The organism is Caballeronia udeis (genome assembly GCF_001544555.2).
GTDB lineage: Bacteria > Pseudomonadota > Gammaproteobacteria > Burkholderiales > Burkholderiaceae > Caballeronia > Caballeronia udeis.
Genome location: NZ_FCOK02000108.1, coordinates 1 through 25,864, shown reverse-complemented (window position 1 = coordinate 25,864; position 25,864 = coordinate 1). Strand labels below are relative to the sequence as shown.

General features: G+C 58.9%; 20 protein-coding genes and 1 pseudogene. 11 read left to right on the top strand and 10 right to left on the bottom strand.

Features of this window, described 5'->3' with window-relative positions:
- Nucleotides 1-137 precede the first annotated feature (137 nt).
- From AWB69_RS41450 to AWB69_RS41440, 3 genes are all read left to right on the top strand, one after another.
- A complete protein-coding gene (locus AWB69_RS41450; RefSeq protein WP_062092566.1) occupies nt 138-1,286 on the top strand; it encodes a peptidyl-alpha-hydroxyglycine alpha-amidating lyase family protein in 1,149 nt (382 codons plus the stop codon).
- A gap of 226 nt (nt 1,287-1,512) precedes the next feature.
- Entirely contained in the window at nt 1,513-2,145 is a 633-nt protein-coding gene (gene yfcF, locus AWB69_RS41445; RefSeq protein ID WP_062092565.1) for a glutathione transferase, read from the top strand.
- 91 nt (nt 2,146-2,236) lie between these two features.
- Complete coding sequence (locus AWB69_RS41440; RefSeq protein ID WP_197500449.1) at nt 2,237-2,950, top strand: class I SAM-dependent methyltransferase; 714 nt, start codon at nt 2,237-2,239, stop codon at nt 2,948-2,950.
- A 199-nt stretch (nt 2,951-3,149) separates the two neighbouring features.
- Here AWB69_RS41440 and AWB69_RS41435 read toward each other — a convergent pair whose 3' ends face one another.
- Together AWB69_RS41435 and AWB69_RS41430 are read right to left on the bottom strand one after the other, a co-directional pair.
- Complete coding sequence (locus tag AWB69_RS41435) at nt 3,150-4,022, bottom strand: alpha/beta fold hydrolase (protein ID WP_062092564.1); 873 nt, start codon at nt 4,020-4,022, stop codon at nt 3,150-3,152.
- A gap of 39 nt (nt 4,023-4,061) precedes the next feature.
- On the bottom strand, nt 4,062-4,730 hold the full coding sequence (locus AWB69_RS41430) for a methyltransferase family protein (protein WP_231937408.1): 669 nt from the start codon (nt 4,728-4,730) through the stop codon (nt 4,062-4,064).
- 515 nt (nt 4,731-5,245) lie between these two features.
- Between AWB69_RS41430 and AWB69_RS41425 the strand changes: the two genes are divergently transcribed.
- From AWB69_RS41425 to AWB69_RS41415, 3 genes are all read left to right on the top strand, one after another.
- Nucleotides 5,246-5,998: a hypothetical protein gene (locus AWB69_RS41425; RefSeq protein WP_062092563.1), complete on the top strand. Its 753-nt coding sequence runs from the start codon at nt 5,246-5,248 to the stop codon at nt 5,996-5,998.
- Nucleotides 5,999-6,283: 285 nt separating this feature from the next.
- Nucleotides 6,284-6,721, top strand: coding sequence for a 2,4'-dihydroxyacetophenone dioxygenase family protein (locus tag AWB69_RS41420; RefSeq protein ID WP_062092562.1), 438 nt, complete (start codon nt 6,284-6,286; stop codon nt 6,719-6,721).
- Between the two features lie 81 nt (nt 6,722-6,802).
- Nucleotides 6,803-7,159: a nuclear transport factor 2 family protein gene (locus AWB69_RS41415; RefSeq protein ID WP_062092561.1), complete on the top strand. Its 357-nt coding sequence runs from the start codon at nt 6,803-6,805 to the stop codon at nt 7,157-7,159.
- Nucleotides 7,160-7,283: 124 nt separating this feature from the next.
- Here the strand turns inward: AWB69_RS41415 and AWB69_RS41410 are convergent, their stop codons facing one another.
- The 4 genes from AWB69_RS41410 to AWB69_RS41395 all read right to left on the bottom strand — a co-directional run bounded on the left by AWB69_RS41410 (nt 7,284) and on the right by AWB69_RS41395 (nt 13,752).
- Nucleotides 7,284-8,261, bottom strand: a complete 978-nt coding sequence (locus AWB69_RS41410) for a helix-turn-helix domain-containing protein (protein WP_231937407.1) — start codon at nt 8,259-8,261, stop codon at nt 7,284-7,286.
- A gap of 225 nt (nt 8,262-8,486) precedes the next feature.
- Nucleotides 8,487-10,781 carry a PAS domain-containing sensor histidine kinase gene (locus AWB69_RS41405; protein ID WP_082913821.1) on the bottom strand — a complete coding sequence of 765 codons (2,295 nt, stop codon included), beginning with the start codon at nt 10,779-10,781 and terminating at the stop codon, nt 8,487-8,489.
- A 468-nt stretch (nt 10,782-11,249) separates the two neighbouring features.
- Nucleotides 11,250-12,311 (bottom strand): isocitrate/isopropylmalate dehydrogenase family protein, encoded by a 1,062-nt coding sequence (locus AWB69_RS41400; protein ID WP_062092558.1) that lies wholly within the window; start codon nt 12,309-12,311, stop codon nt 11,250-11,252.
- Nucleotides 12,312-12,348: 37 nt separating this feature from the next.
- A complete protein-coding gene (locus tag AWB69_RS41395; protein WP_062092557.1) occupies nt 12,349-13,752 on the bottom strand; it encodes an MFS transporter in 1,404 nt (467 codons plus the stop codon).
- Nucleotides 13,753-13,938: 186 nt separating this feature from the next.
- Here AWB69_RS41395 and AWB69_RS41390 point away from each other — a divergent pair, with 186 nt between their 5' ends.
- Nucleotides 13,939-14,859 (top strand): LysR family transcriptional regulator, encoded by a 921-nt coding sequence (locus AWB69_RS41390; RefSeq protein ID WP_062092556.1) that lies wholly within the window; start codon nt 13,939-13,941, stop codon nt 14,857-14,859.
- An 80-nt stretch (nt 14,860-14,939) separates the two neighbouring features.
- Here AWB69_RS41390 and AWB69_RS41385 read toward each other — a convergent pair whose 3' ends face one another.
- Entirely contained in the window at nt 14,940-15,833 is an 894-nt protein-coding gene (locus tag AWB69_RS41385; protein WP_062092555.1) for an alpha/beta fold hydrolase, read from the bottom strand.
- A gap of 813 nt (nt 15,834-16,646) precedes the next feature.
- Here AWB69_RS41385 and AWB69_RS41380 point away from each other — a divergent pair.
- Nucleotides 16,647-17,768 (top strand): acyltransferase family protein, encoded by a 1,122-nt coding sequence (locus AWB69_RS41380; RefSeq protein WP_062092554.1) that lies wholly within the window; start codon nt 16,647-16,649, stop codon nt 17,766-17,768.
- Between the two features lie 27 nt (nt 17,769-17,795).
- Here AWB69_RS41380 and AWB69_RS41375 read toward each other — a convergent pair whose 3' ends face one another.
- On the bottom strand, nt 17,796-19,094 hold the full coding sequence (locus AWB69_RS41375) for an MFS transporter (protein ID WP_062092553.1): 1,299 nt from the start codon (nt 19,092-19,094) through the stop codon (nt 17,796-17,798).
- 183 nt (nt 19,095-19,277) lie between these two features.
- On the bottom strand, nt 19,278-20,282 hold the full coding sequence (locus AWB69_RS41370; RefSeq protein ID WP_231937406.1) for a GntR family transcriptional regulator: 1,005 nt from the start codon (nt 20,280-20,282) through the stop codon (nt 19,278-19,280).
- Between the two features lie 187 nt (nt 20,283-20,469).
- Between AWB69_RS41370 and acnA the strand changes: the two genes are divergently transcribed.
- From acnA to prpF, 3 genes are read left to right on the top strand one after another with little or no spacing between them, the layout of a single operon-like run.
- Entirely contained in the window at nt 20,470-23,073 is a 2,604-nt protein-coding gene (acnA, locus tag AWB69_RS41365) for an aconitate hydratase AcnA (RefSeq protein WP_062092567.1), read from the top strand.
- Between the two features lie 2 nt (nt 23,074-23,075).
- Nucleotides 23,076-24,155: a lactonase family protein gene (locus AWB69_RS41360; RefSeq protein ID WP_062092552.1), complete on the top strand. Its 1,080-nt coding sequence runs from the start codon at nt 23,076-23,078 to the stop codon at nt 24,153-24,155.
- A 3-nt stretch (nt 24,156-24,158) separates the two neighbouring features.
- Nucleotides 24,159-25,340, top strand: coding sequence for a 2-methylaconitate cis-trans isomerase PrpF (prpF, locus tag AWB69_RS41355; protein ID WP_062092551.1), 1,182 nt, complete (start codon nt 24,159-24,161; stop codon nt 25,338-25,340).
- A 67-nt stretch (nt 25,341-25,407) separates the two neighbouring features.
- Here prpF and AWB69_RS41350 read toward each other — a convergent pair.
- Nucleotides 25,408-25,776: pseudogene (locus AWB69_RS41350) on the bottom strand (LysR substrate-binding domain-containing protein); the annotation flags it as partial.
- Between the last annotated feature and the right edge of the window lie 88 nt (nt 25,777-25,864).

Sequence of the window (25,864 nt, the reverse complement as noted above, 5' to 3'; positions counted from 1 at the left end):
CGCTAAAGCGCAAACTCCGGTCGACTGCTCTGCATGGGACCAGAGTAAGCGCTAAAGCGCAAACTCCGGTCGACTGCTCTGCATGGGACCAGAGTAAGCGCTAAAGCGCAAACTCTGGTCGACACAGGAGACATCGGATGAGCGAGCAATATGGGTCGTTTTGCCCGTGCTGTGGCAACGCGGAGCATCGGGCAATGAGCCGTCGTACGTTCATGAGCCTCGTCGCCGGCACCGCTGCCGGACTCGTGATCCCGCCGGTTTTCGCGGACGCACAACCGGTGCCGTCGATTGCTTACGACTCAATTTCAAATCCCGTTCATTTACCTAAAGACACCTATTTCGGCGAATGCTCCGGCGTCGCGCTCAACTCGCATGGGCACATCTTCGTGCTGTCACGCGGCAACACGAATGGGCCAGCCTACGGCGCGGCTGCGGCACAACTTCTGGAGTTCGCACCCGACGGACGCTTCATCCGCGAGATAGGACACAACCTGTATGCATGGTCGTTCGCGCATTCGGTCAAGGTAGACCGGCAGGACAACATCTGGGTAACGGACAAAGGCTCCGACATGGTGATCAAGTTCACGCCGGATGGACGCGTCGCAATGGTGTTCGGCCGCAAGCAGGAAGCCGCCGACGAAGACACAGGCCCGCTAAAGCACCCTAACCAGCCGCTGCCCGCCGAGCCTGGCCGCTTCCGCCAGGTGACTGACGTCGCGTGGGACGTCGCAGGCAACACGTACATCAGCGACGGTTATATCAACTCGCGCGTCGCGAAAGTCGATCGCGATGGCAACTGGATCAAGTCCTGGGGCGAGCGCGGCACCGGGCCGGGGCAGTTTCATACGCCGCATAGCATCGCGCTCGATGCGCACGACAACATCTATGTCGCGGACCGCAGCAACCGGCGCATTCAGGTGTTCGACACCGAAGGCAATTTCCAGCGGCAATTCACGATCGACGTTCCAGTGCCACCGGATGCACGTCCGGCGATCGGCAACATGCCGGATGAAGCGGCAATCGCGGCCGGCACGTTCGCGCCAGGCTCGCCGTGGGCCATCTGCATCTCGCCCGGACCAAATCAAGTGCTCTATAGCTCCGACGCTTTTCCAGGCCGTATCTACAAGATGACGCTCGACGGGAAAGTGCTCGGCGTGCTCGGCAAATCAGGCAAGCAACCCAAGCAATTCGGCTGGATTCATCAGATGGCGTGCCCATCGGAGAACGTGCTGTTCGTCGCCGAACTGCTGAACTGGCGCGTGCAGAAACTGGTTCTGCACGCTTGATCCGCAGTTCGGTCGAAGATGTTCGTATAGCCCGCAGGTGCATGTTCCGCTCTCACTGGCGGCGAGCTGTAAGTCCCACCGGTATCGGTGGAAGCGGCGCGGATCATCTATATTGGGTCATCTTCGGTCGACCGAATTGGACGGTAGTGGGCCAGGTGCGGCCGGTCGACATCGATGCCTGGATCGATGACCATCATTTTCCTTGCGTAAGCAAACAGGAGCCACTTTGCCATCAACGAATCTGCGTCTCTACGCCGACGCTCAATTCGCAAGTCCATATGCGATGTCGGCCTTCGTGGCGCTTCACGAAAAGGGATTGTCGTTTGAGCTTGTAACCATCGACCTGGCCAACAATGCAAACCTCGAACCTGGATATGCAGCGAGTTCACTCACACAGCGTGTACCCACGCTGGTTCACGACAGTTTCGCTTTGTCCGAGTCGTCAGCAATAACCGAGTACCTCGACGAGGTCTTTCCGGGAACCTTGCTATACCCAAAAGATGCGATCAGGCGCGCTCGGGCACGTCAAGTACAAGCGTGGCTGCGAAGCGATCTCATGCCCATCAGGCAGGAACGCTCCACTGAGGTGGTATTTTATGGCGCTTGCGCGGCACCCCTATCTGCTACAGCACGTACGGCTGCAGGAAAATTGTTTTCTGCTTGCGAAGTATTGCTTACGGACCACTCGCCGAACCTCTTTGGCGAGTGGTGTATCGCAGACGCCGATCTTGCTCTAATGCTGAACCGGCTCGTCCTGAATGGCGATACGGTGCCGGGAAGATTGGCTGACTACGCTGCGCATCAGTGGCAAAGGCCGTCTGTTCAACGTTGGGTCGCCCTGAATCGCCCGCCGCTGTGAAACCTTCGAACTTGCCGCAGGGGCTTCCTTGTTCCTCCTGGTGCCTGATGCATGCGATCATTAGTGGTCGACATCTTGGACGGAACAAGCGATGGACATCGAATCTCTCAGCGACGGTAAGATCATCGATTCGTGGAAGCGCAACGCTTTGCCTTGGATGAACGCGGTACGCGGTGGGGAAATCGAGAGCAGGCGATTGGTCACCGATCAAGCCATGTTGGACGCGGTGCTGGCTTGTGAACCGGCCACCGTCCTCGATCTGGGCTGCGGAGAAGGCTGGCTCGCCCTGGCGCTTCAGCAGAGTGGAATTGGCGTGACGGCGGTGGACGTGGTGCCGGAATTGGTGCTCGCCGCGACTGAAGCCGGTTTGATCGATGGCAGGGTCCTGTCCTATGAAGAGATCGCTGCGGGACGACTCAAACTGAGCGCCGACGTCGTGGTCTGCAATTTTTCATTGATCGGCAAAGAATCGGTGGAAGGTCTGCTGCGCAGTATGCCGATGCTACTCAAGCCGGATGGGTCCTTGATCGTGCAAACGCTGCATCCCCTGATTGCATGCGGTGACTTGCCGTACGTCGACGGCTGGCGGAAGGGTTCGTGGGCAGGGTTTGGTGAGACGTTTATCGATGCTCCGCCTTGGTATTTCCGGACCTTGCACACATGGCTCGAACTGATGTGTACTAGCAGGCTGACCCTTCGGGAGATGCGAGAGCCTTTGCACCCGCGAACCGGCAAGCCAGCATCAGTGATCTTTCGCGCGCAGCTACAATGCCAGAGGGGAAAGTTCGATCCAGTCACCGGTTAGGGGTCTTGATCAATTCGTCACCCTCACCTTCTTGTCTCTTTCCGCTATATCGCCGACCCTCGCTGCAAAGTGCATTCGACCAAATCACGAAAATCGGCAACAACTTAAGTCGCGGCAGAGTTCAAAATCAACCTCTTGCGACCTGCCCTCGGTGAGCGCTTCATAGCCATCGGGCGGCCGTTCGCGCACGTGTGGCGAACTACAACCCATTCCGCCCAAGAAAATCGAGCATCCACGCAGCGATTGCATCTGCGTCGGGCGCAAGGTCGAGCGCGAAATGCCCGGCATCCATCACGTGTATTTCCGCTTCGGGCAAATCCCGCCCATAGGCGGCTGCTTCCGCGGCCAGTTGCGACGGATCGTAACGGCCCCAGATCACGAGTGTCTTGGTTTGCGCCTTTCTAAGCCATGCTTGCCATTGCGGATAAGACGCGACATTGGTTCGATAGTCGTAAAACAGATCGCTCTGGATTGCCGTCTCGCCGGGGCGACTCAACATCGCGTATTCATCGGTCCAAAGGTCCGGATCGTACACACTCGGGTCGGGGCTCGTGCCGACATGCCGTTGTTTCGCGGCCGCAAGCGACATCAAATTTTGTTCGACGGCAGCCTCGTATTTGCTTCGATCGTTCCAGAACGCCTTGCGCGTGTCCCATAGTGGGCCCAAGCCGTCTTCGTGCGCGGTCGCATTTTGAATGATGAGTGCCTTGACACGTTCGGGATGGGCCATTGCGAGCCGCATACCGACGGGACCGCCGTAGTCCTGTAAATATAGTACGTATGACGCCGCATGGACGCTCTGCGCAAAGTGATCGACGATGGTCGCGAGATGATCGAACGTATAGGCGAACTTGTCGGATGGCGGTGCGTCGCTATGACCAAACCCCGGGTAATCGGGCGCAATCAGGTGATACCGGTCGGCGAGCCTTTGAAACAGTGGCTCATACATTCTCGACGTCGACGGAAATCCATGCAGAAGCAGGATCGTCGTCGCAGCAGGCGGCCCCGCCTCGCGATAGAAGATCTGGAGACCGTCGACTTCAACGCTTTTGTAACGTGTCGGTTCGCGCATCATGTTCTCCTGAGCGGTGACCTCGAGTCATGGTCACTGCTACCAAACGAACGGAATCAAGCGATATTTCACTTTGCTCTGATATTCGATATAACCGGCGAGATCGCGAACGAGCACTTTTTCTTCGCTCTTTATACGGAAATAGAGAACTATCAGAAGAACGGGTGTCAGCGCGAGCGCATACCAGGAGCCAAGCGCAAGCGGCGTACCGATGATCAGAAACAGCGTGCCGAAATACATTGGATGACGTACCCAGGCGTACACGCCCGTGTCCACAACCTTCTGTCCTTCTTCCACGCGCACATTGGCAGCCGCATAGCTATTGACTCTGGCGACAAGATAAAACAGATAATATGAGAACACTACGAGCGCATCGCCGATAATTGATACATACCACGGCACGGGCGACCATGCATATCGCCAATCAAGCGGTGGCAATACGACAAGTGTGACAAATGCCGCAATGATAAACAGTACTATGATCTTCTGAGCCGGTTCCCTCTCATGCGACGGACCCATCTGCCGGCGCCGAGCGAGGAGTGGCGGATCGTATTTGATGAGATAAATTGTATAGAGAAGGGATCCCCCAATAGAAGTGGCGAGATACGCCCAGCCCTGCCAATAATTGAACGTCCACGCCGGCGTAAATACGAGGGCGAGGAATACAAGTGTGCCAAACACACTGTCGAGTATCAATTTCTTGTTCATAGCGCAAAGCGTAGTACTTCCGAAGGACTGCATTAAGAACCATCTCGGCGGACCCGTTACGAACAGGTATTGCAATAACGCGAGCTCAATTGTGGTGAGAACGGTGGTGCGGAGCAAGAGTACGCGAAAGTTTGAAAGACAGTTTTGCTCGATCCCAAACGTCCGCTTCGTGGTATTCCCAGCGTCTTTTCAGGGTCGCTAGCACGCGTTCGCCCCAGCCGTAGGCTGACATCCGCAGCGCCAGGGTCGTGAGCAACCGGTAAGAGGCTTCCAGCGAACGGCTTACGGTTTACTGTCGAATGGCAGGAAAGGCCGACCACCCGTCCGATAGTGTTGACCGGATGATCGGCATTCGCTGTCTGGCGGCCCGAGCTAACTGCCAGGTCACGGGAAAAAAGCGCGGGCGCCGGGGTCCCGCTGAGCTACCAGGCATCGCAGCGCGCTTCTGTCACAATATCGTTCTGCCGTTTCGCTGACGTGCCGCTGGCAGCGCACCACAACTGACTTTCTCGTAAATGCGCATATTCGGAATAAGCCTCTACGTCATCATCGCCCTGTTCTTTGCGGTGCATGCCGTGCGCAACCAGCAGAACATGTACTGGCTGCTGATCCTGTTTCTTTTCCCTGGCCTTGGAAGCGCGGTCTACTTCTTTGTCATTTACTTGCCGTCCCTGCGCCAGTCGCGCGGGGCAAGGACGGCAACGAGGGCCATCTCGCAGCTTGTCGATCCCAACCGGGCGGTGCGCGAGGCGCGCACGGATTTCGATCGCGCGCCGACCGTCGCGCATCGCATGCGGCTGGGTGCGGCGCTGCTCGATGCAGGAAATGCCGCCGAAGCCCTGGAGCATTACCAAGCGGCGGTCAGTGGGCCGTTCGCATCCGATCCGGCTTTACTCCAAGGGCTGGCGCGTGCGCAGTTTGCAAGCGGCAATGCTTCGGCCACGCAGGACACGCTGGAAAAACTGTTCGCCGTCAATCCCCTCGCCCGCCAGCAACCAGAGCCTGCCTTGCTATATGCACGGGCCTTGGCCACGATTGGCGCACCGGGCACGCGCGCCGCGTTCGAGATGGCGCTCACCAACGCAAGCGACGCAGCACCCCGTTGCCTGTACGCCGATTGGCTAGCGGCGCAGCCCGACGAGGCCGATCGCCAGCGTGCGCGCGAACTTTATGCTGAGATCGTGCACGATGCCAGGCATTGGCCACGCCACGCCCGCGAACATAACAGCGAGTGGTTGCAACGAGCCCAGGCCTCCCAAAGCCGATAACCCGCGGGCGCCCGCTGCAGAGCGGCGCGGGCCGCGCACTGATCGTCCCCGCGCCCGACATAGGTACTCTGTATTTTCGTCATCTCTTCATCAAAATGTGTTCGAAATCCTTGAGCGGCACGCACCGTTAATTAGCTACTACCTATTTGGCGCTCTCCCACTGCACTGGCAGGCAACTCGGATTGCACTAGCGTGCAATCTTCCTCTCGCTCCCTGCGATATCGTTATTTCACCCACAAACGTTGCTGAACTCAAATACGGTTCGGCTGATCTCAGGAGACGATGATGGAAATCAAACCGAAGATTCAAGAAGAAGCGGTTCAGATTAACGACATTCCGTGGAAGCCCTTCCCGGCTGCCCTCTCTCATGGCGGCATTCGCTGGAAGATGCTGCACGCCTCTCCCGAGATGGGCGCATGGACCGCGATTTTTGACTGTCCGGCGGGCTCGTCCTTCAACGCGCATTTCCACGTTGGGCCGGGTGAATACCTGCTGACGAAAGGCCGCATGGACGTCCGTGGCGGCAGTGAGCACGGCGGCGACACCGTCGTAGCACCGGCGTACGGTTACGAGTCTGCAAACGCTCGTCACGACAAAACCGCGTTCCCGGTCGACAGCGAGTTCTACATGACGTTCCTCGGGCCGTTGTCCTTCATCAAGGAAGATGGCACGCCAATCGTGGTGGTGACCTGGGACGAAGCCCAGCGCGCATACGCGGCCTGAAAACGCTCCTGAATACGTCGTGTATCGGTAGCGGCCATCGTTGCCGATACATCCCCGTAGCCCCTCTTGCGGACACTCGACATGTCAAAATCATCTGAACAGGTAGAAGCAGCAACCAGACAGGTTCTCGACCATCACCTCGGCGCCTTTGCTCACGGTGTTGAGGAGATTCTCAAGGATTACGACGACAGTTCCGCCCTCGTCACCCCGGACAAGACGTTCCGTGGTCGTGAGGAGATAACCGGCTTCTTCAAGGCCTTCCTCGATGGCGCAGACCCAGCGTTCTGGCCGGCGTTCAAGATTACGAGCATGTGCACGGTGCGCGACGTCGCGTATCTCGCGTGGGAAGCAAAACCGTGGGTCGCACTCGCAACCGACACACTGGTCGTCAAAGACGGCAAAATTTCGGTTCAGACGTTCACGTCGTTCTCGGCCTGACCGGACACGTCCAGCGTCGCTGCTTCGCTCAACAGCGTGTCGGCAATGCAGAGGACGTTGCCATGGCTGCGCTCATCCTCGCTTCCGACGACCGGGCAGACAGGTTACCGTCCTGTTCCCTTTGTCATACCACTTCATCCGCAGGACCAACGCCCACGGTCCTGCGTACATCACCCGGAGAGGCGCCGTACTTCTCCTTGAACGCCCGGCAGAAATGGCTGATCGAATTGAATCCCCAGCGGAACGCAATCTCGGAGATCCGTTGCCGGTTGTAGGCTGGGTCCGTCAGTGCCTGCTTGCAGGCATGCAATCGCCTGTCCAGAACCCATCCGGAAACGGTCATGTCGCTACGCTGAAACAGCATGTGCAGGTAGCGCAACGAAATGTGATTTGCTTCCGCGATGCGGGTCGGACTCAGGTCGTCTTCGTGCAAGCGTTGCAGGATGAAGTCCTGCACACGCCGGAGCATAGCCGCACTGGCATCAAACGCTGCGGACGGTTGCTGGCCCGATAGCGCTATGCCCAGTAGCTCAAGTGTGGACCTGCTGACGGATCCTTGAACGCTCTCGTCAAGCGTTGCGATCTCGTTTGAAAGGGCGAGAAGATGCACAGCCAGCAACGAGCCCACGCCCGTCCGGCTTTCAATTTTGCCTCCAGTCGGTGGATGTTTGCGTTCGGGTAGCCGTTCTCGCATAACTGACCATGGAATCATCAACGTCACTTTATGCAAGCGCTCAAGAACCTCAAACTCGACCACCTGATCGGTTGTCCAGACCACGACATCGCCAGATGCGACCTCCACTCCCGAGTCGCCGATCTTGAACCGCTCACGGCCGCCAGTGGTGAGCTGAACACCGACATAAAGTTCATCATCGTGGCGGACATGTCCGCGGGTGCGTTGCCCCGTACACGGGTCGCAGACCGTTTCGACAATCCCGGCTCCAGCGAAATCGTGCTGTTTGACGTGAGCATAGAACGTTGCAGGAAGGCGATGAGGGACCTGCCATTCCCGGTAGTTCGTACTGAGCACCGATTCCCAGGCATCTGTGCGGTCCCCTAACGGAACATCGCTGGTTGACCATTCGGTCGAGCGGTTCTGCACGTCGCGCCTCCTGTCTCCTTCGCGCCGCAGCATCTGTTGCGTGCGGCGTGCGCACACCTCTGCCTAAATACGGTACATGCGAAGCAGCATTGCCAGCAGTAGGATGTACCCTGTTTGAACCCTATTTGTCTCGTACGCAATTCGTCGCTCGAGGGTGCCAAAACTGGCTTGGTAGCGTAGGCCCCGCCCGGAGTTGCAGCGGTTGTGGACACGGCCTAAAACAAGTTAGCATCCCTGATCGAATGGTACACGTACCTTGATGGAAGTACCGTAACCCGGCGAACTGGCTACGTCGAGCGCGCCACCCAGCATCAGCACGCGCTCCTTCATACCCGCCAACCCAAACGATTTCCTGGGGATCGCAACGGGATCAAATCCTCGGCCGTCATCGCGCACTTCCAGCAGGCAATCGTCCGCCGTCTGCTTCAGCGTGATGAAAACCTGGTGCGCATCGGCATGTCGCGTGACATTGGTGAGCGCCTCCTGCACGATCCGGAACATCGCAATGGCCCGCTCCTCGGCAAGCTCCGGGCTTTCTTCCGGCACGCTCAGGTGGCAGGTCGTCTGCCCATTGCGCGAAAATTCGGCAGCCAGCCACTCGAGTGCCGCTGCAATACCCGCGTCGAGCACCGCAGGACGCAGCGAGGTCACCACGTCGCGTAGAGACTGCATCGTCTTGTCGGACAGGAGCAGTATTCGCTGGACGTGCTGGCCGAGGTCCGGATTGTCATGGCCGAACCGCAGGCGCAGGGTCGAGACGCCCATGCGAAGCGCGGTCAGTTGCTGGCCGAGTTCGTCATGCATCTCGCGGGCAATACGCTTGCGCTCTTCCTCGCGTGCCGTTTCACGCTGTGAGGTGAGTTCACGCAGCAACTCATAAGATTCGAACAGGCGCTGCTCGGCTTCCTTGCGTTCGGTGATATCGCGCCAGATAGTCAACACGCTCTGGACCACCCCATCCGCGCTGTACTCGGGTACAGCGTGGGCATACCAGCACTTGGGCTCGCCGTGCCGGGCCCAGTTCACTTCGAATTTGGCGGCCACGCCGCTTCCCATGATCTCCTGGAGTTTCTTCTGAACCTGCTGTGTTACTTCGTCCGCGGCACCCAGTACCTCCGTAGGCTCACCCAGCAGTCTCTCGGCCTCGACGCCGCTCACGCGCACGAACTCAGGATTGACATACGTGCGGCGGCAGTTCCGGTCGTACCGGACAATGGCATCCGGCGCATTCTCCGCAAGCGTGCGAAAGGCCCGTTCGCTCGCATAGAGGCGCTGCTCCGCCTCCTTGCGCTCGGTAATGTCGAGTCCCAGCGCCATCGCGCCCACAATCTCGCCCTGCAACCCGCGCTCCGCGATGATCCGGATATGATGATGGCGCACGCCACTGCCGCCATCGGACACCATGACTTCAATATGACGCTCCATGCCCGTTTCTATAACGCTCGCAAGCAACGCCTGATACCGCGCGTACCGCCCATCGGGCTCATGTTCCACCGGTGTGCTGCCCAGCAGATCCTGCAAGGGTTTGCGCAGCGTCGCTACGAGCCCTGAATTCGCGTAAACCAGGCGGCATTGCCGGTCATAGCGGCAAATAACGTCGAGCGTGCTCTCCGCCAGCCTGCGAAACTGCGCTTCAAGTTCCAGTTGGGTCGTCAGTAGCGATTCTGTCCGCTGCTGGGCCGTCATGTCGCGCGCAATGCCCACGATCCGGTGAATGCGCCCTGACTCGTCGTGCACGGGGATCAGGGTCAGGTGGTAATGGTGGCGTCCGCTGGGTAGTTCGAGCGTCACTTTATCGTCGCAGACCATGCCCGACTGAACACACAGCCAGCATTTCTCGCCGAGGACCCCGGCTGCCTCCAGCTCCATTTCATCGATGAACTTGCCGATCAGTTCCGCCCTCGGGATACCGAGCGATTGTTCACCGGCAGGGTTGATCTCCAGCGCGCGGAGGCGTCCTTCCGGTGTCACTTCGAGCAAATAGAGTACATCTGAAACATTGTCGAAGACTTGGCGGTAACGCTGCTCGCTCGCCTGTAGCGCGCGTTTTGCGCGCTCGCGTTCGGTGACATCGCGCGCGAGCGCCAGGTTGTATTCCTTGCCACCGTATTCGAAATGGCTGGCGTTGACCTGGACAGGCAGCAGGCTGCCGTCCTTGCGGCGATGCGTGGTCTGAACAATGACCGAACCCTTCTCGCGCAGCGCCGGCCATGCCTCGTCCCACCTCTCGGCAGTCCAGTCCGGATCGATATCCGCCACGCCCATCCGCAACAGTTCCGTGGCGCTGTATCCCAGCGTCCGGCAAGCCTCCTCGTTGGCATAGACGAGGCGGCCGGTTTTATCGAATAGATAGGCGGCTTCGCGCACCCGATTGAGCGCAAAACTGGTCAGGTGCAGGAGTTCATTGCGTTCGGCCACCAACCGTTCCAGATTCTCGCGGTCCTGGCGCAGAGCAGCATTTTCCCGTTTCAGTTCTTCGAGAATCGCAGTTGTCGCGGCGTCGCGTGCGGATTCGTTCATACCGTTGCCCACGAAAATTTCTACATGACGCGCAATTGTGCGTTGCTGGCATGTCCATGCGAGAGCGCCAAGCCGTTGTTTCGCGAACGTCTTGCCGTTGACGAAGCGCAAGTTCGGTTCGCACACGCGTCCCGAAGAAAACACCTTGAGCGGGCCTGGCTATCACAATACCCCGCGGTATATTGACAAGCCAGTTGAATCGCCGCTGGAACCCCGGTGACATATTGGTGCGGGTCATACGGCCATGCAAGACCCGGTAAGTTTCGGACGATGTGTATCAGCTTTGATCCGACGTGACAGGTAGTCGGAGAAGGAAAGTTATTAAGTGGATTCAGTGGGGAGGCGGAAAAAACAGACAGTCCGAACCGCTCAATGCGGGTGGCGTCGAATTTGCGCCGCGACTCACGTTGTGAGCAAGGGCCGCAATTGACGAATGTCGCCCAGGGTCTCGAGATTGTTGATCAGGGCCTAGCCTTGCCGTATCGCATGGACGATGGCGTCGCCCATCCCGGTCGTCGTGCCGGTGCCGCCGAGGTCCGCGGTGAGGGACCGCTTCTCCCGCATCACCGTGCCCACGGCTTTCTCGATCGACGCGGCAGCCTGACATGCTTGCACATCGTCAAGCTTGCGTCCCAGCCACTCGAGCAGCATCTTGCCGGACATCACCATTGCATAGGGGTTGGCGATATTGCGGCCGGCAATGTCGGGCGCCGAACCATGCGTTGCTTGCGCCATCGCGTGTCTTGGACCCGCAGAGAGGCCGGGGGCGAGGCCCAGACCGCCTACCAGCCCTGCGGCTTCATCGGTGAGAATATCGCCGAACATATTGGTGGTGACGACTACGTCGTACTTCTGTGGCGTCATGACCAGACGCATGGCGAAGGTGTCCACAATGGCCTCGTTCATTGTCACGTCCGGATACTCGGCGGCGATGCGCTTCGCTTCCTCGACGAACATACCGCAGCCAAGCTTGAACACAGTGTTCTTGTGTACGACAGTCAACTGCTTGCGGCGCGAGCGGGCCAACTTGAAGGCCTCATGGAGTACCTTTGACGAGCCGGCACGAGTGATCACGCGGACCGAAATTGTCACGTCGTTAGTCGGTCGAAACTCGCCGGACCCTGCCACGACATTGCGATCAGGCTGGAAGCCCTCATTGTTTTCGCGCACGATCACGAGATCAACGTTCTGGTGCAACGACGGAATACCTTCATACGACAAAGCTGGGCGGATGTTCGCGAACAGGTCGAAGTGCTTGCGCAGGATCGGATGCGGATTGATGGCTTCGGGTACTTTCGGATAAGCCATATGCCCGATCGGACCGAGAATCCAGCCGTCCAGCGCGTCCAGCCTCTGCAAGGTGTCGGGCGGCAATGTGTGGCCCAGCTTGTCATAAGCCTCGCGCCCGATCGGGATCCGATGCCAGTCAATCGCCAGCCCGGTCATTTCCGCCGCCGCCCGCATCACCTTCACTGTCTCCGGCACCACTTCGTGGCCAATATCGTCGCCTTCCAGAATACCTATTTTCATGCCCGCTTCTCCGTTTACGTTCAAATTTCCCAGCCAATCAAGGCGACAGTATTTCGAGGCTACGACCGTTGGTGCGCGGGCCAAATACGCCAATGCCGACAATAATCGTCAACATGGCGAGCCCTATCATGACGAACACGCCGCGCTGGCCGTAGGCCGACATCAGATCCCCGACCCAATAGCCGACGAACACCGAACTGACCCGGCTCCAGCAAAACGTAAAGCCAATTGCACGGGCACGGATACGCGTGGGGAATAGCTCAGCCGCGTACGGGTGAAATATCGCGATCATCCAGTTGTTGCCCAGTGCAATCAGGCCACCGGCGCAGACGATGACCGCGACCTGATGGCCCGTGGCAAACACGGTCCCGGCAGCGCCAATCAGGCAGGCACACAACACGAGTTGCCATTTGCGCTCGATGCGTTCAGAGAAGTAGCTACCGATCGCGGCGCCGATCGGCGCCATCAGGACGATGGCCAGGGAATAGTTGAGAGAGTGAATGATGGAGAACCCGTGCTCCATCAACAGGACCGGGACAAACGCCGTGAAGCCGAACACCGCGATCGTCTGGGAAAACTGGAACAGTGACACCACGATCGTGCGCGGCAGATAGAAGCGGCTGAACATGTCACGCCAACGCCCGGTCTCGATAACGGCATCGGGCACACTCAGGTCCGGAGCCGAGAGCGGTGTCCCCCGTTCGGCTTCTACCGCCTTCTCGATCTCCGAGATCAGCCGGTCGGCTTCCTCAACGCGACCGTGCACTTCAAGCCAGCGCGGCGACTCCGGCAGCCCGCGCTGCAAAAAATACACCAGCAGGCCACTGGCCGAGCCCATTGCCACCACGATGCGCCAACCGGCGATCCCGAACGGATCGAGCGGCACGAGGATAGCGGCCAGGAATGCCGCCACGGGAATGGCCGACAGCACGAAAATATACGAGGTCGTCATGTAGCGCCCGCGACTGGCACGCGGCGTAAGCTCGGTGACATAGCAGTCGTTATTGATCAGTTGCATGCCGACCGCAAAGCCCGCGAACAGGCGGGCCAGATCGATCATCAGGGGATCGCTCAGCACTGCCACAGAAAATTGGGCCACTGAATAGAGCACCATCGAGTAGACAAATACTGAGCGCCGCCCGAACCGGTCCGAGACAAAGCCGAACACCGCGGTGCTGAGAAACATGCCGACAAAAAATGACGCTAGAAAACTGGCGAAACTATGAAAGTCCAACAACCCTTTGTTCGCAATGGTGTAGATGCCTGAGCGCACCAGTCCGAGTGAGATAAAACCCGGCATGAACAGCTCAAAAAATTCGAACCAACCGCCGGCGGCAATACGCGCCACGATTTTCATCAGGTGGCGTGACGGTGGGAGCCGATCGATTCGCGCCAGGATGGCGTAGTTCCGTCTCAGGACCTCGGGCGAGCCAATTTCCATGTCTGTCTCCATTTGTTATTTTTCCGGCCTTTCCGGCTTTCGCCGCTAGCCTGTTTTGGTTTTGTCCACCATGAATCGTCGGCAGTCCGTAAGGTTTAGGCCCTGACACAACAATGCATTCTTGTCTCGCAATTGCAACCCCGCAATCCTATAATCCCTCACTTCTTTATTTACTTTTGGTTGGCAATGCAGGATCGAGCCGATCTTCTCCTGGTACTTGCCGTAAAGGAAACGGGTAGCCTCGTGGGGGCGGCCAAGCGCCTGGGGGTGACCGGCGCGGCCGTTACCAAGCGTCTCGCACAGATCGAAGCACGTCTGGCAGTCCGCTTGTTCAGGCGCACCACGCGCAGCGTCATGCCCACCCCTGAGGGCGAGCTGTACTGCGAATTGGCCAGACGATTGGTCGATGATTTCGAGAGTCTGGAAACGCGCGTCGCAGATCTCGGCACAACGCCGCGGGGGGCCATAAAGCTCGCCTGCAACGTCGGTTTTGGGCGCCAGTGGGTCGCACCCGCGATCGAGCAGTTCTCACAGCTCTATCCCGACGTCGACGTTGAGCTGCACCTGCTCAACCGGCTACCGGACCTGCAAGCTGAAGGGTTTGATGGGGCAATCTGGTTATGGCACCCACAGTCGACGCAATGGATCATTCAGACTTTGGCCAGGAACAATCGCGCGATGGTCGCTTCGCCCGATTATCTGCAACGCGCCGGGACGCCCCGCACGCCAGAGGAACTGTCATTGCATGTGTGCCTGCTCATGCTCGAGCGCGACATGCCCATGCATATCTGGCGCCTGAGCCGGCTGGGACCGCAAACAGATCCCCGTCCCGCGCTCGACATTCGTGTCTCCGGCCCGCTGCGAAGCAACAACGGTGAGGTCCTCAGGGATTGGGCGGTCAATGGAGCGGGCATAGCCCTCCGGCCGTTCTGGGACGTACATGCGTATATCCAGAGCGGGCGCTTGATCCACGTTCTTCCCGAGTACGCGAAGCTCGATTCCGATGTGCAATGGATCGCGCCGTATCGCGCACATTTGCCGGAACGAGTGCGCTTGTTGAAGGAATTCTTTATCGTACGCCTGCGCGATGCTCCGTGGATTCAGTAGCCCGCTGCGGCCCCGGCAATGCCGAGCGGAATGAGGACGACCCCGGGAGCCAAGGTGCCGGTCGCCTCATGCGCGAAACATCAATCCGCCCAGGCGTTGATATCAAGCACCGCGCGGGCGAATGCTTCCGGCGCCTCCTGTGGAAGGTTATGACCTGCATTCGGCAAGACGCGATTCTCATGGCGTCCAGTGAACCGCTTCAAGTCCGCGTGCCCTCCTCCCAATGGCCTGACGCCATCGGCGTCTCCCTCGAGTGTGATCGTGGGCATGGTGATCGACGGCATGGCCGACAGACGGCGCTCCATATCGTCGAACTGAGGATCGCCATCGACCAGTCCGAAACGGTGTCGATACGAATGGATGACAACATCGATGAAATCCGGATTGTCGAACGCGCTTGCCGAGCGCGCATAAGTGTCGTCGTCGAAACCCCACGTCGGCGACCACAATGACCATAGGAGGCGGCAGAACGCGCGCCGGTTCTCGGCCAGTCCAGCCCGGCCGCGCTCACTATGAAAATAATATTGGTACCAGAGTCGATGTTCCTTGTCCGGGCTAGCCGGCCGCATGGCGGTGGCTAAATTCTGGATGTTGTAGCCGTTGACCGAAACCAGCCCCCGCGCTCTCGACGGATACAGCGCCGCCACGATGCATGCTGCCCGGCCGCCCCAGTCATATCCGCCCAGCACGGCCTGTTCAATCTGAAGGGCATCGAGCAGTGATAAAAGGTCTGCCCCAAGCGCTGCCTGCTGGCCCGAACGAAGGGTGGCCGGCGCAATAAAACGGGTTGGCCCATATCCCCGAAGATAGGGCGTGATAACCCGCGCGCCCTGAGATACCAGGGACGGCGCCACTTCGCCGTACGCGTGGATGTCGTAGGGAAAGCCATGCAGCAGGACTACCGGCCATCCGTCGGCATCGCCCTGCTCGTCATAGGCGATGTCAAGCAGACTGGTTGCAATATTCTTAAGCATGGCGTCATCCTGAACGTGAAGTGGTCTGGCCGGTCGCGACGGATTGCCGTACGCGTAGCGGGTCTGACAGCGAGGTGTGGCGAACTCGATAATCCCTTCCCGTGCCCCTCGCCGACTGATGACCGCCGATGCCGGCATCGGCGGTACGGCAAGAAGCATATCTATCTTGTGATTAGCTAACAAACCAGATAAATAGAGGCTTCGCAATAGCTAAACTATTCTATTGCGAATGAACCGGATATTGCCTGCTACGTCGCCGCGTCTGGTTGCCTGCTGGGATTGGGCGGTATGTTGGATAGCGACGGCATCAGGTCAATCCGATTTAAACCAGGATCGAAAATAATCACCTCACATGCAATTCATCTATATTGCACGCCAGTGGACGGTTATTTTCAATGCGGAAGGTTTCATTTATCTTGCGTTTACCAGAGCGACAATAACTCAGACAAATAGCCTGACGGCATCAGTGTCCAGCAGTTCCGCGAACCTCATTTTGTGACACGGTGTTGACTACCATTGACGTGGTCGCCACCCAATTCCAATCGCAAACTTTGATACATTTTCAGCAGGGTCGAACCAGGTCGATGTATGGTTAAATAGTCACGGGTTGCGGCCTCAAGGCGCTCCATAATCCTATCCTCGGGCCGCGCCGGACAGTCCCACGGTATCAGCCACTGACTTGAATCTCTTGAATAGCCTGCCCATGTGGAGGCGAGAGATTGCATGATTCGAAGTTGAGCCAGAACCAAGGTTGCGACAACGACATTGTCGGACGTTGCAAGATCCTTCTCTTGCCAATCAAGGACCACCTGCATGCATAGCCAGACGAATCCGCGCAATCTGGAAGCTCTGCTTATCGGACGAAACAACAATTTTGGTTTGATCCGGCACCTTGCCGCACTATTGGTTCTCTATGGCCACGCCTTCATCTTTTGGCCGGGTTCCGGTGGAACGGACGTGATCCGGTCTTTCACAAAAATCGAGTACAGCGGAAGCCTGGCGGTATTCGCCTTTTTCTTTTTGAGCGGAATTCTTGTCAGTCAAAGCTGGGATAAGCAGAAGAAAACGAAGACTTTCATAGCGTTGCGATTTTCAAGAATCTGGCCCGCTTTGTTTGTCTGCGTGATTTTCATTGTGTTCGCAGGGGCGCCGTTTTTTTCAGATCTTTCGTACTCGCGATTCATTTCTGACAAAGAGACGCTTGCCTTTCTTGTGAGGAACATCACCCTTTTCACCGGTATGCGTTACAGCCTTCCCGGTGTATTTGAGCACAATGCGGTCAACGCGGTGAACGGCGCCTTGTGGACATTGCCGGTAGAGGTTGGGTGCTATTGCATCGTGCTATGCCTTGGATTGTTGCGATTTTCCAAAACGCGCATCGGCGCGATGATTGGCGCGGTATTGGTCTTCGTTGGTTGGCTCGCGCTTTTCCGGGTGCATCTTCACGGTGCAATGCTGAACGGTCTTGTCTACAAACCACAAGACTTTACCGCGTACCCGGTGATCTTCTTCCTTTGCGGTTTTGTTGCTTATCACTTTCGCAGCCTGGTGATTATTCGGTTGGATGTCGCCGTGATTCTTTGCGTCGTGTACCTGCTTGTTCGTTCGACGGTGGCAGGACACGCCATTTTTTACATCGCGTTTATCTACCTGATTCTTGCCATCGCTGCGTCACGATACTTGCGAAAGTTTGAGCCGACCTGGGACATATCGTATGGAACCTATGTTTACGGTTTCTTCGTTGAACAATGTTTCGCGACACTGTTTCCCGCCCAAAATGTCTATGTTGGTTTGCTGATGTCAGTCGTGGTGACTGTCATCCTCGCATCCCTCTCGTGGCAGTTCATAGAGAAGCCGGCAATCACCTTCGCGCGCGGCAGGCTCGGCAAAAAGAATGCCGTTCCGCACCCCGTGCCAGCGCCGCTGACGCAGTGATGCGGCGTCGAATGAGGCCCGTCGGCTTCATACGGCCACTCGTTGCTGAGTCAGGTTTGGGGTACCCGACAAAGGTCTGCGTGTCATGGTCAGCACCGTGACCGCTCCCGCCACAAGCAGAAGACCGGCGATGCCGAACGCCCAATCGTAACTTCCGGTGGCGGCAATCACATACCCTGTGGCAATCGGGGCAATCATGCCGAAGATGTTTCCACCAACAACCACGAAAGCCATCGCTTTAGCGACATCCCGCGAGTGAGGCAGCAGATCGTTAAGCAATGCGAAGTTCAAGGAAGTGGTCGAAGCAATACCTGTCAGCGTGATGGAGAAAATCACCAGGAGAACCCCCAGGTTCGTCGTGAACGGTACCGCAAGGATCGCGGCCCCCGTGAGCATGGCGAGTGCCACGGCATTGCGGCGCCGGCCTGTACCTACACCTACACCGGTCTTCTTGAGGTACTGATCGCTCAGGCGGCCCGCAAAAATGCAGAGCACGACCGCTGCCGCGTAAGGCACGGCGGAAAATAGTCCCGTATTGGCAATGCTCAGATGCCGGCTCGCCTGAAGATAGCTTGGCAGCCAGGTAAGGAACAGATACTGGGTGTACACATTGCAGCCCTGCGTGATCGCAAGCCCCCACAAGGTGCGGCCGCGCATCAACGAGAGAAGACCGCTCGATCCGGCGACAACGTTGCTGTCACCCGCCGTTGAGGCATCGCGCTCACGCACAATCCTGTCGCGCTCTTGCGCGCTCAACCAGCGTGCCTTTTCGGGTGAGTTGAAGAACACGAGCCAGGCCACGAGCCACACAAAGCCGATGCCTCCGGCGATGACGAACGAAACACGCCATCCCCACAGTGCGATAAGCGCGCCGAGGATCACAGAGCAAACCGCCGGTCCTGCGTACGATCCGCTGTTGAATATGGAGGTCACCACGCCGCGTTCGTTGGCGGGTATCCACTGCCGGATGACCTTGGCGCCAATCGGATTGCTGGCCGACTCCCCTGCGCCCATCACCAGCCGGGCTAACATCAGGCTGCCGAAACTGCCGACGGCCGCAGTCAATGCGGTCGCTGCCGACCAGACGAAGATCCCGACCCCAGCCATGCGTTTTGTGCCGAACCGGTCGATAAGAACACCCATCGGAATCAGGAACAGCGCATAACTCCAGATGAATGACGAGAACAGGTAACCCATGCCCACCGCACCGAGTTTGAACTCGCTCGCAATGGGTTTCGCCGCGATCGACAGCGCGATCCGGTCCATGTAGTTGATCATTGAGAGTGAGAACAGGAAAACTGCTATCCAGCCTCTGCGGTATGACATGGTCGTCTCCAGATGTTCTTGTCTAGTCGTGGTCGGAGTGGCATGCCAATCCGGGAAGTCGAAGCGCGACGCGGGCAACCCGCGCGCCAGCGCGCCTGAATTTTTACATAAAACGCGTTTTATGATCACCAAACGCAATGACGGTGACAAAAAACGGCCAAAGCCGTCTTGAAACCACTACCGCTATTGGCCTCGCGGAAAAATCTCCTGTGCATGCACTTTGCCGCGGCGCGCGCCCTCGATGTGGTCGCGCAGAAGGCTCGCCGCACGCAGCAGGTCTTGCTGGGCGATGGCCTCAAGAATCGCGAGGTGCTCGAGCGCCTGTTCCTGGCGTGGCTTGCGGGATTTGGCCTGGCGATACTCCACGAGCCGGCGCAGCCTGTCCATGCGCCGTACCGACTGAGCAATAAAACGATTGCCGGACCATTTGGCGATGGTCTCGTGAAAGTCGCTGTTGGCCTCGAAAAGCTCGACGGAATTCATCGTGAGATAACCACCGTCGACAATAAATTGCTGCCGGCGGCGCAATTCGTTCAGCTCGGTGCGCTCGACCCTGAATCTCGGCGACAGGACGCCAGTCGGTTCAATAGCGGCCCGGAACAGGTAGCTTTCCTCATACGCTTCGACCGAGTCGATCATCGGCATGAACTGCCAGCCGTGACCGACCTGCCGTTCCAGCCATCCTTCTTCCTGCATCCGCGACAAAACACGCCGCAGCACGCTGCGCGAAACCTCGTACTGGCGCATCAGGTCGGCCTCGGAGACGACATCGGACAGGCGCCGCGCCAGCCGGTCTTCGGCGATCTTCAGATACAACGGCTCGTCGGGCTCATCGAAGAACTGCGCGGCCACCTCCGTCAGTTCACGCGCGGCCTTTGCCATGAAGAAACCGCGGTTCGCATCGTGGAAAACCACACCCAGCGAAACCAGGTGATGCAGGGCCACGTTGACGGGCGAACGCGACGTTCCGATCCTCTCGGCCAAGACGGATTCGGCAAGGTGATCACCTTGAGAAAGATCGTCGCGCCTTGCCAGTGCAAGGATTTCCCGGGTCACGCGCGTCTGCAAAGGGGTCAGCGGCACGGGCGGTTGTTCAATCGAATCCATAGGGGTCGGGAGCAGTCCATGACCGTTCACGACCGCCGGGTGCGGCGGTGCATCTGAAAGATCAACCTGGAATTTTGCCATTGCCAACTCCAATCCTAAGGGCCTCGCGCGCCAGCCAGCGTCCGGTTGACCACTGGCTTGGCTGCAGCACCCGGGAAATCCACGAGTGACGCTGTGTTTGCCAATTGCGTTTTATGATCATAGAATGCACTACATCGAAACGCAAGCAGCAGTGCGCCCGCAGCGCAGTTTCTTGGAGAAGACCCTGATGTCCCGTCACCCGCTCCCCAGCCAGGCCGTCGATTTATTCCGCGTCGTCGGCGCAGCGGTGTCAATCGATGCCGCTCAATTTGCCCGCATGCCTTATTGCGTGAGGGTGTTCGCCGAAAACATCGTGCGCAGGCAACCTGCTGCCGAGGCAGCGCCGTATCTCGCCGCGCTCGCCGCGCGCCGGCACGATGTCGATTTCCCGTACTACCCGGCACGAGTGGTGTTGCAGGATCTGCTCGGCACGCCGGCACTGGTCGATCTGGCCGGCATGCGCGATGCAGTAGCGGAAGCGGGCGGCGATCCGGGGACCGTCAATCCCGTGGTGCCTACGCATCTGGTGGTGGATCATTCGCTGAACGTGGAAGTGGCGGGAACGGACCGCCAAGCCATGGCGAAGAACATGGAGATCGAGAATCGCAAGAACGCTGAGCGCTTCGAATTCCTTGCGTGGTGCAAGCAGGCATTCTCGAATCTCGACGTCCTGATGCCGGGCAACGGCATCCTGCATCAGGTCAATATCGAACATCTGTCGCCTGTGATCCAGGTGCAAGACGGCGTTGCGTTCCCGGATACGCTGGTGGGCACCGACAGCCACACCACCATGATCAATGCATTGGGCGTGCTGGGCTGGGGCGTGGGCGGTATCGAGGCAGAGTCGGTCATGCTGGGCCGTGCCGTGTGGCTGCGCCTGCCGACCGTTGTTGGCGTGGAACTCAAGGGCTTGCGCCAACCGGGTATCACGGCGACCGACCTGGTCCTCGCGATCACCGAATTCCTGCGCAAGCAGAAAGTGGTCGGCACGATCATCGAGTTTTACGGCGAAGGGGCTCGCGCGATGACGTTGAGTGACCGCGCCACTATTTCAAACATGGCGCCCGAGTTCGGCGCTACCGCTGCGCTTTTTGCGATTGACGACAAGACGCTCGATTTCCTGCGTTTGACGGGACGTACCGAAGCACAGATATCTCTGACGGAGTCCTACGCAAAGACGCAACGCCTGTGGGCCGATGCATTCGACAACGCCGAGTATGACCGCGTCCTGTCGTTCGACCTGCCGTCGGTGGGCCGCGCCATTGCAGGCCCGGCGAATCCGCATGACCGCGTGCCGCTGTCCAGCCTCATATCGAAGGGTATTGCCCGTCCGGCCGAAGCGGCTGCCGCCAGGCCCGACGCGACCGCTCCGGTCAAACTCGACGACGGCGCAATCGTGATAGCCGCGATCACGAGCTGCACCAATACGTCCAACCCGCGCAACATGATTGCCGCCGGGCTGGTCGCACGCCGCGCTGTTGAGCTCGGCCTTGAACGCAAGCCCTGGGTGAAGACCTCTCTCGCCCCTGGATCGAAGCCGGTCGAGCGCTATCTGCGTGAGGCGCAACTGATGGAGCCGCTGGAAGCACTCGGCTTTGGCATCATCGGTTTCGGCTGCACATCATGCAACGGCATGTCTGGCCCGCTGCCGAAGCAAATTGAAGCGGACATTGTCAGCCGCGACGTGCATGCGGTCGCCGTTCTGTCGGGCAACCGGAATTTCAATGGGCGTATCCACCCACGCGTCAAGGAAGCGTTCCTCGCTTCCCCGCCGCTCGTGGTGGCCTATGCGATTGCCGGGACGATTCACGTGGATATCGAGAACGGTGTGCTGGGTACGGACAAGACCGGCGCGCCGGTCTATCTGAAAGACCTGTGGCCTGATGACGAAGAAATCGATGCGTTGCTCAAGGCAAGTATGCACGGCGGCCAGTATCTCGAGATCTATACGGAGATGTTCCGCAAGAGCGAGCGCCTGGAAGGCGAAGCCGCGGTCCCGGCCCGCTTTCCGTGGCGTGAAGACAGCAACTACATCCGGCGCCCGCCGTACTGGCAGGCCAGTCTCACCAGCGCGGCCACGTTTGCGGACATGCGCGCGATCGGCGTGTTCGGCGACAACGTCACGACCGACGACCTCTCACCCTCAGGCGCCATCCTTCCCGAGAGTGCAGCGGGCGAATACCTGATCCGGCATGGCGTTCAACCCACCGAATTCAACTCGTACGGTACGCGTCGCGGTGACCACCTCGTGGCCATCCGTGCGACCTTCGCGAATAATCGTCTTCACAACGAGATGGCCGATGGCAAGGAAGGCTCCCTGACCCGGCTCGAACCGGAAGGCAGGATCATGCGCCTCTTCGATGCAGCCGAGCTCTACGTATCACGTGGTCAGGAGTTGATCGTCATTGCAGGCAAGAATTACGGTTCGGGCTCGTCGCGCGACTGGGCCGCCAAGGGCGTGCGGCTGATCGGCGTGCGTGCGGTCGTCTGCGAAAACTTCGAGCGTATTCATCGCTCGAATCTGGTCGGCATGGGCGTGTTGCCGCTCGAATTCAGCGAGGGCGATGACCGCACGGCCTTGCAGCTCGACGGCTCGGAAATTTATGCGGTCCAGGGTGTAGCAGGCAAGGTATCGCCCGGTATGACGCTGAGTCTCAAGGTGACGCGCAAGAACGGCGAGGTCGTTGCTGTGCCGGTCAAGTGCCGTATCGACACTGAGGAAGAAGCAGAGATCTTCAACGCGGGCGGTCTGCTGCCGAGGATTTCAAGTGAAATGCTCGAGGCAGCATAACCATGACAGCCGTCTTCGCTTATGTCGGATGCCGCACGACACGCGAGCGAAACGCACGCGGGCGGGGAATCGGCGTCTATGCAATCGACACGCAGTCGGGTGCATGGGAGCACGTTCAGACGTTCGAGCCGTTAGAGAATCCGAGCTTTCTCGCTTTGAATGCCGCACAGGATGTCCTGTACGCGGTGCATGGCGATGGCGCCGAGGTGAGCAGTTATTCAATCGACGCTGCACACGGGCGGCTGACCGCGCTGAACCGCCGCGCCTGCGAGGGCCGAAATCCCGTGCATCTCGCCCTCTCGCGAGATGGCACGTCGCTCGTGGTAGCGGCCTATGCAACAGGCGCTGCAGTGCAGTTTCCGCTTGGCGTTGACGGGGCATTGGGAGACGTATCGTCGTATGTGCGTTTTCCGGGTGAACCGGGACCGCATCGCGTTGAACAGGCTTCATCTCATCCGCACCATATCGCACGGTACGTAACGCAACGCTATGACACCAATTGGCACATCGTGCCCGACAAGGGGCTCGACCGTGTCTTTGCGCTCAAGTGGGAGGGCGTTGGCAGTACCCCTGCCCTGACCTCGGGACGCAGCCGCGAAGGAGCGGGGCCGCGTCATGCGGCCTTCCATCCAACGCTGCCGCTGATTTACATCTCGAACGAACTGGATTCGACCGTGACAGCCTGGGCCTTCGATCCAATCACAGGTGCGCTCGAGCCTCTGCATACGATGCCGGTTTTGCCGGGCGCTTACCACGCGCTCTCGCGTGCGGCCGGCATCGTGATCCGTCCCGATGGCCGCGCCCTTTACGTGACTAACCGCGGACACGACAGCATGAGCACCATCGAACTCGACGGAACCACCGGTATGCCGGTGCAAGCACACTGGACGCATACGCGGGGACAGTGTCCGCGCTTTCTATGCCTCAGCCACGACGGCCAGATGCTCTATGTGGCCAACGAGCACTCGGATTCCATCGTCCAGTACGCACTCGATGCAACGACGGCCATACCTGCGCCGACCGGCCGTGTCGTCGCAACGGGTAGCCCTGTGTGTATCATCTTCAAGACCTGTCAGGAGTAGAACATGGCTCAATACAAGATTCCCGCCGTCTATATGCGCGGCGGCACCAGCAAGGGTGTTTTTTTCCGCGCCGACAGCCTGCCCGCCGATCCTGTGCTGCGCGACCAGATCCTGCTGCGCGTGATCGGCAGTCCCGATCCGTACGAAAAGCACATCGACGGTATGGGCGGCGCAACCTCGAGCACGAGCAAGCTGGTGCTCGTGGGGCCTTCGTCGCGGCCCGACTGCGACGTCGACTACCTCTTTGGTGCGGCCTCGATTGAAAAGCCGGTTATCGACTGGTCCGGCAATTGCGGCAACCTCACCTCGGCGGTGGGTCCTTTTGCGATTGCACAAGGCTTCGTCAAGGCGCCACAGGACGGCATTGCAACCGTACGCATCTGGCAAGCGAATATCAACGCGAAGATCATCTCTCACGTGCCCGTCAAGAACGGCGAAGTGGTAGAAGAAGGGGACTTCGAGCTGGACGGTGTCACCTTCCCCGCAGCCGAAATCAGGATCGAGTTTCTTGATCCGGGCGGCTCCGAAGATGGCGAAGAAAGCACCGGCGGCATGTTTCCGACCGGCAATCCGGTGGACGCACTAGATGTGCCCGGTTACGGCAGGTTCCATGTCACGATGATCAACGCAGGCAATCCTGCCATCTTTATCAACGCCGAAGATCTCGGCCTGCTCGGCAATGAAATGCAGGCTGACGTCAATGGCAATGCCGGGTTGCTCAAGAAATGCGAAGCCATTCGCGCTCACGCGGCGGTTCGCATGGGACTGGCGGCAACTGCGGAGGAAGTCACTACGCTAAGGCCCCATACGCCGAAGCTGGCGTTCGTGTCGCTGCCCACCGGATACGTGGCCTCGAGCGGAAAGACCGTGGACCCCAAGAGCGTCGATATCAACGCCCGGATCCTCTCCATGGGCAAGCTTCACCATGCGATGACCGGAACCGGCGCGGTCGCAATTGCTGTCGCCGCCGCCATTCCGGGCACCATCGTGAACCGGCTCGTGGCGGGTAAGGCGGCTGATCAGATCCGTTTCGGACATCCCTCGGGTGTGATGGCGGTGGGTGCCGAAGCCGAGCAGCGAGAGGGTGCCTGGGTTGTCACCAAGGCGATCATGAGCCGCAGCGCGCGCCGTCTGATGGAGGGTCAGGTGTTTGTCCCGTCGTCGCTCGATCCTCAACGCGCTTAGTCGCCGTCTTCGTTCCAGCGGTTCGCCTGGTTGGCGATGCGCGGCCATCCGTGCGTCAACGACGGCGTTACGATGGGCGGGTGATCAGGTCGTCCACTCTTGACAGGAACAGCTTCAGGACGGGCGACGTATTTGCCTTGCTGTAGCCGATAGTCAGATCGATCTCCGGCACATCACCAGCCAGGGGCCGGCTAACCACGGACCACGGCATCAACTTCTCGAGGTACGAGGGAACGAGCGTCAGACTTCGGGTGGATGCCACCAGCGACATGACCATCGCAGGGTTATCGACGTTTTGGGCCGGTACGATTTCGATACCGGAACGCGCCAGGTAGCAGTCGATCACCGCGCGCAGCACCTTCGCCTTGGCCGCCATGGCGATAAAGGGGTAACAGCCCAGGTCATGGGGAGAGACTACGTCGCGTGATGCCAGTACGTGGTCGCTAGGCCGTACTTTTCCCCATCAATTAGCCGAAACCTCCGCTAGCATTGGGTTTCGGCTATTTTTAGGGTTTAGGTGTAGC

Coding starts and splice junctions, on each gene's coding strand:
- AWB69_RS41435 (WP_062092564.1), bottom strand. CDS start 4,022: ATGCGCGAACCGACACGTTACAAAAGCGTTGAAGTCGACGGTCTCCAG.
- AWB69_RS41390 (WP_062092556.1), top strand. CDS start 13,939: ATGCAGGATCGAGCCGATCTTCTCCTGGTACTTGCCGTAAAGGAAACG.
- AWB69_RS41385 (WP_062092555.1), bottom strand. CDS start 15,833: ATGCTTAAGAATATTGCAACCAGTCTGCTTGACATCGCCTATGACGAG.
- AWB69_RS41405 (WP_082913821.1), bottom strand. CDS start 10,781: ATGAACGAATCCGCACGCGACGCCGCGACAACTGCGATTCTCGAAGAA.
- AWB69_RS41395 (WP_062092557.1), bottom strand. CDS start 13,752: ATGGAAATTGGCTCGCCCGAGGTCCTGAGACGGAACTACGCCATCCTG.
- AWB69_RS41420 (WP_062092562.1), top strand. CDS start 6,284: ATGGAAATCAAACCGAAGATTCAAGAAGAAGCGGTTCAGATTAACGAC.
- AWB69_RS41380 (WP_062092554.1), top strand. CDS start 16,647: ATGCATAGCCAGACGAATCCGCGCAATCTGGAAGCTCTGCTTATCGGA.
- AWB69_RS41450 (WP_062092566.1), top strand. CDS start 138: ATGAGCGAGCAATATGGGTCGTTTTGCCCGTGCTGTGGCAACGCGGAG.
- prpF (WP_062092551.1), top strand. CDS start 24,159: ATGGCTCAATACAAGATTCCCGCCGTCTATATGCGCGGCGGCACCAGC.
- acnA (WP_062092567.1), top strand. CDS start 20,470: ATGTCCCGTCACCCGCTCCCCAGCCAGGCCGTCGATTTATTCCGCGTC.
- AWB69_RS41415 (WP_062092561.1), top strand. CDS start 6,803: ATGTCAAAATCATCTGAACAGGTAGAAGCAGCAACCAGACAGGTTCTC.
- AWB69_RS41375 (WP_062092553.1), bottom strand. CDS start 19,094: ATGTCATACCGCAGAGGCTGGATAGCAGTTTTCCTGTTCTCACTCTCA.
- AWB69_RS41425 (WP_062092563.1), top strand. CDS start 5,246: ATGCGCATATTCGGAATAAGCCTCTACGTCATCATCGCCCTGTTCTTT.
- AWB69_RS41360 (WP_062092552.1), top strand. CDS start 23,076: ATGACAGCCGTCTTCGCTTATGTCGGATGCCGCACGACACGCGAGCGA.
- AWB69_RS41370 (WP_231937406.1), bottom strand. CDS start 20,282: ATGGCAAAATTCCAGGTTGATCTTTCAGATGCACCGCCGCACCCGGCG.
- AWB69_RS41400 (WP_062092558.1), bottom strand. CDS start 12,311: ATGAAAATAGGTATTCTGGAAGGCGACGATATTGGCCACGAAGTGGTG.
- AWB69_RS41430 (WP_231937408.1), bottom strand. CDS start 4,730: ATGAACAAGAAATTGATACTCGACAGTGTGTTTGGCACACTTGTATTC.
- AWB69_RS41440 (WP_197500449.1), top strand. CDS start 2,237: ATGGACATCGAATCTCTCAGCGACGGTAAGATCATCGATTCGTGGAAG.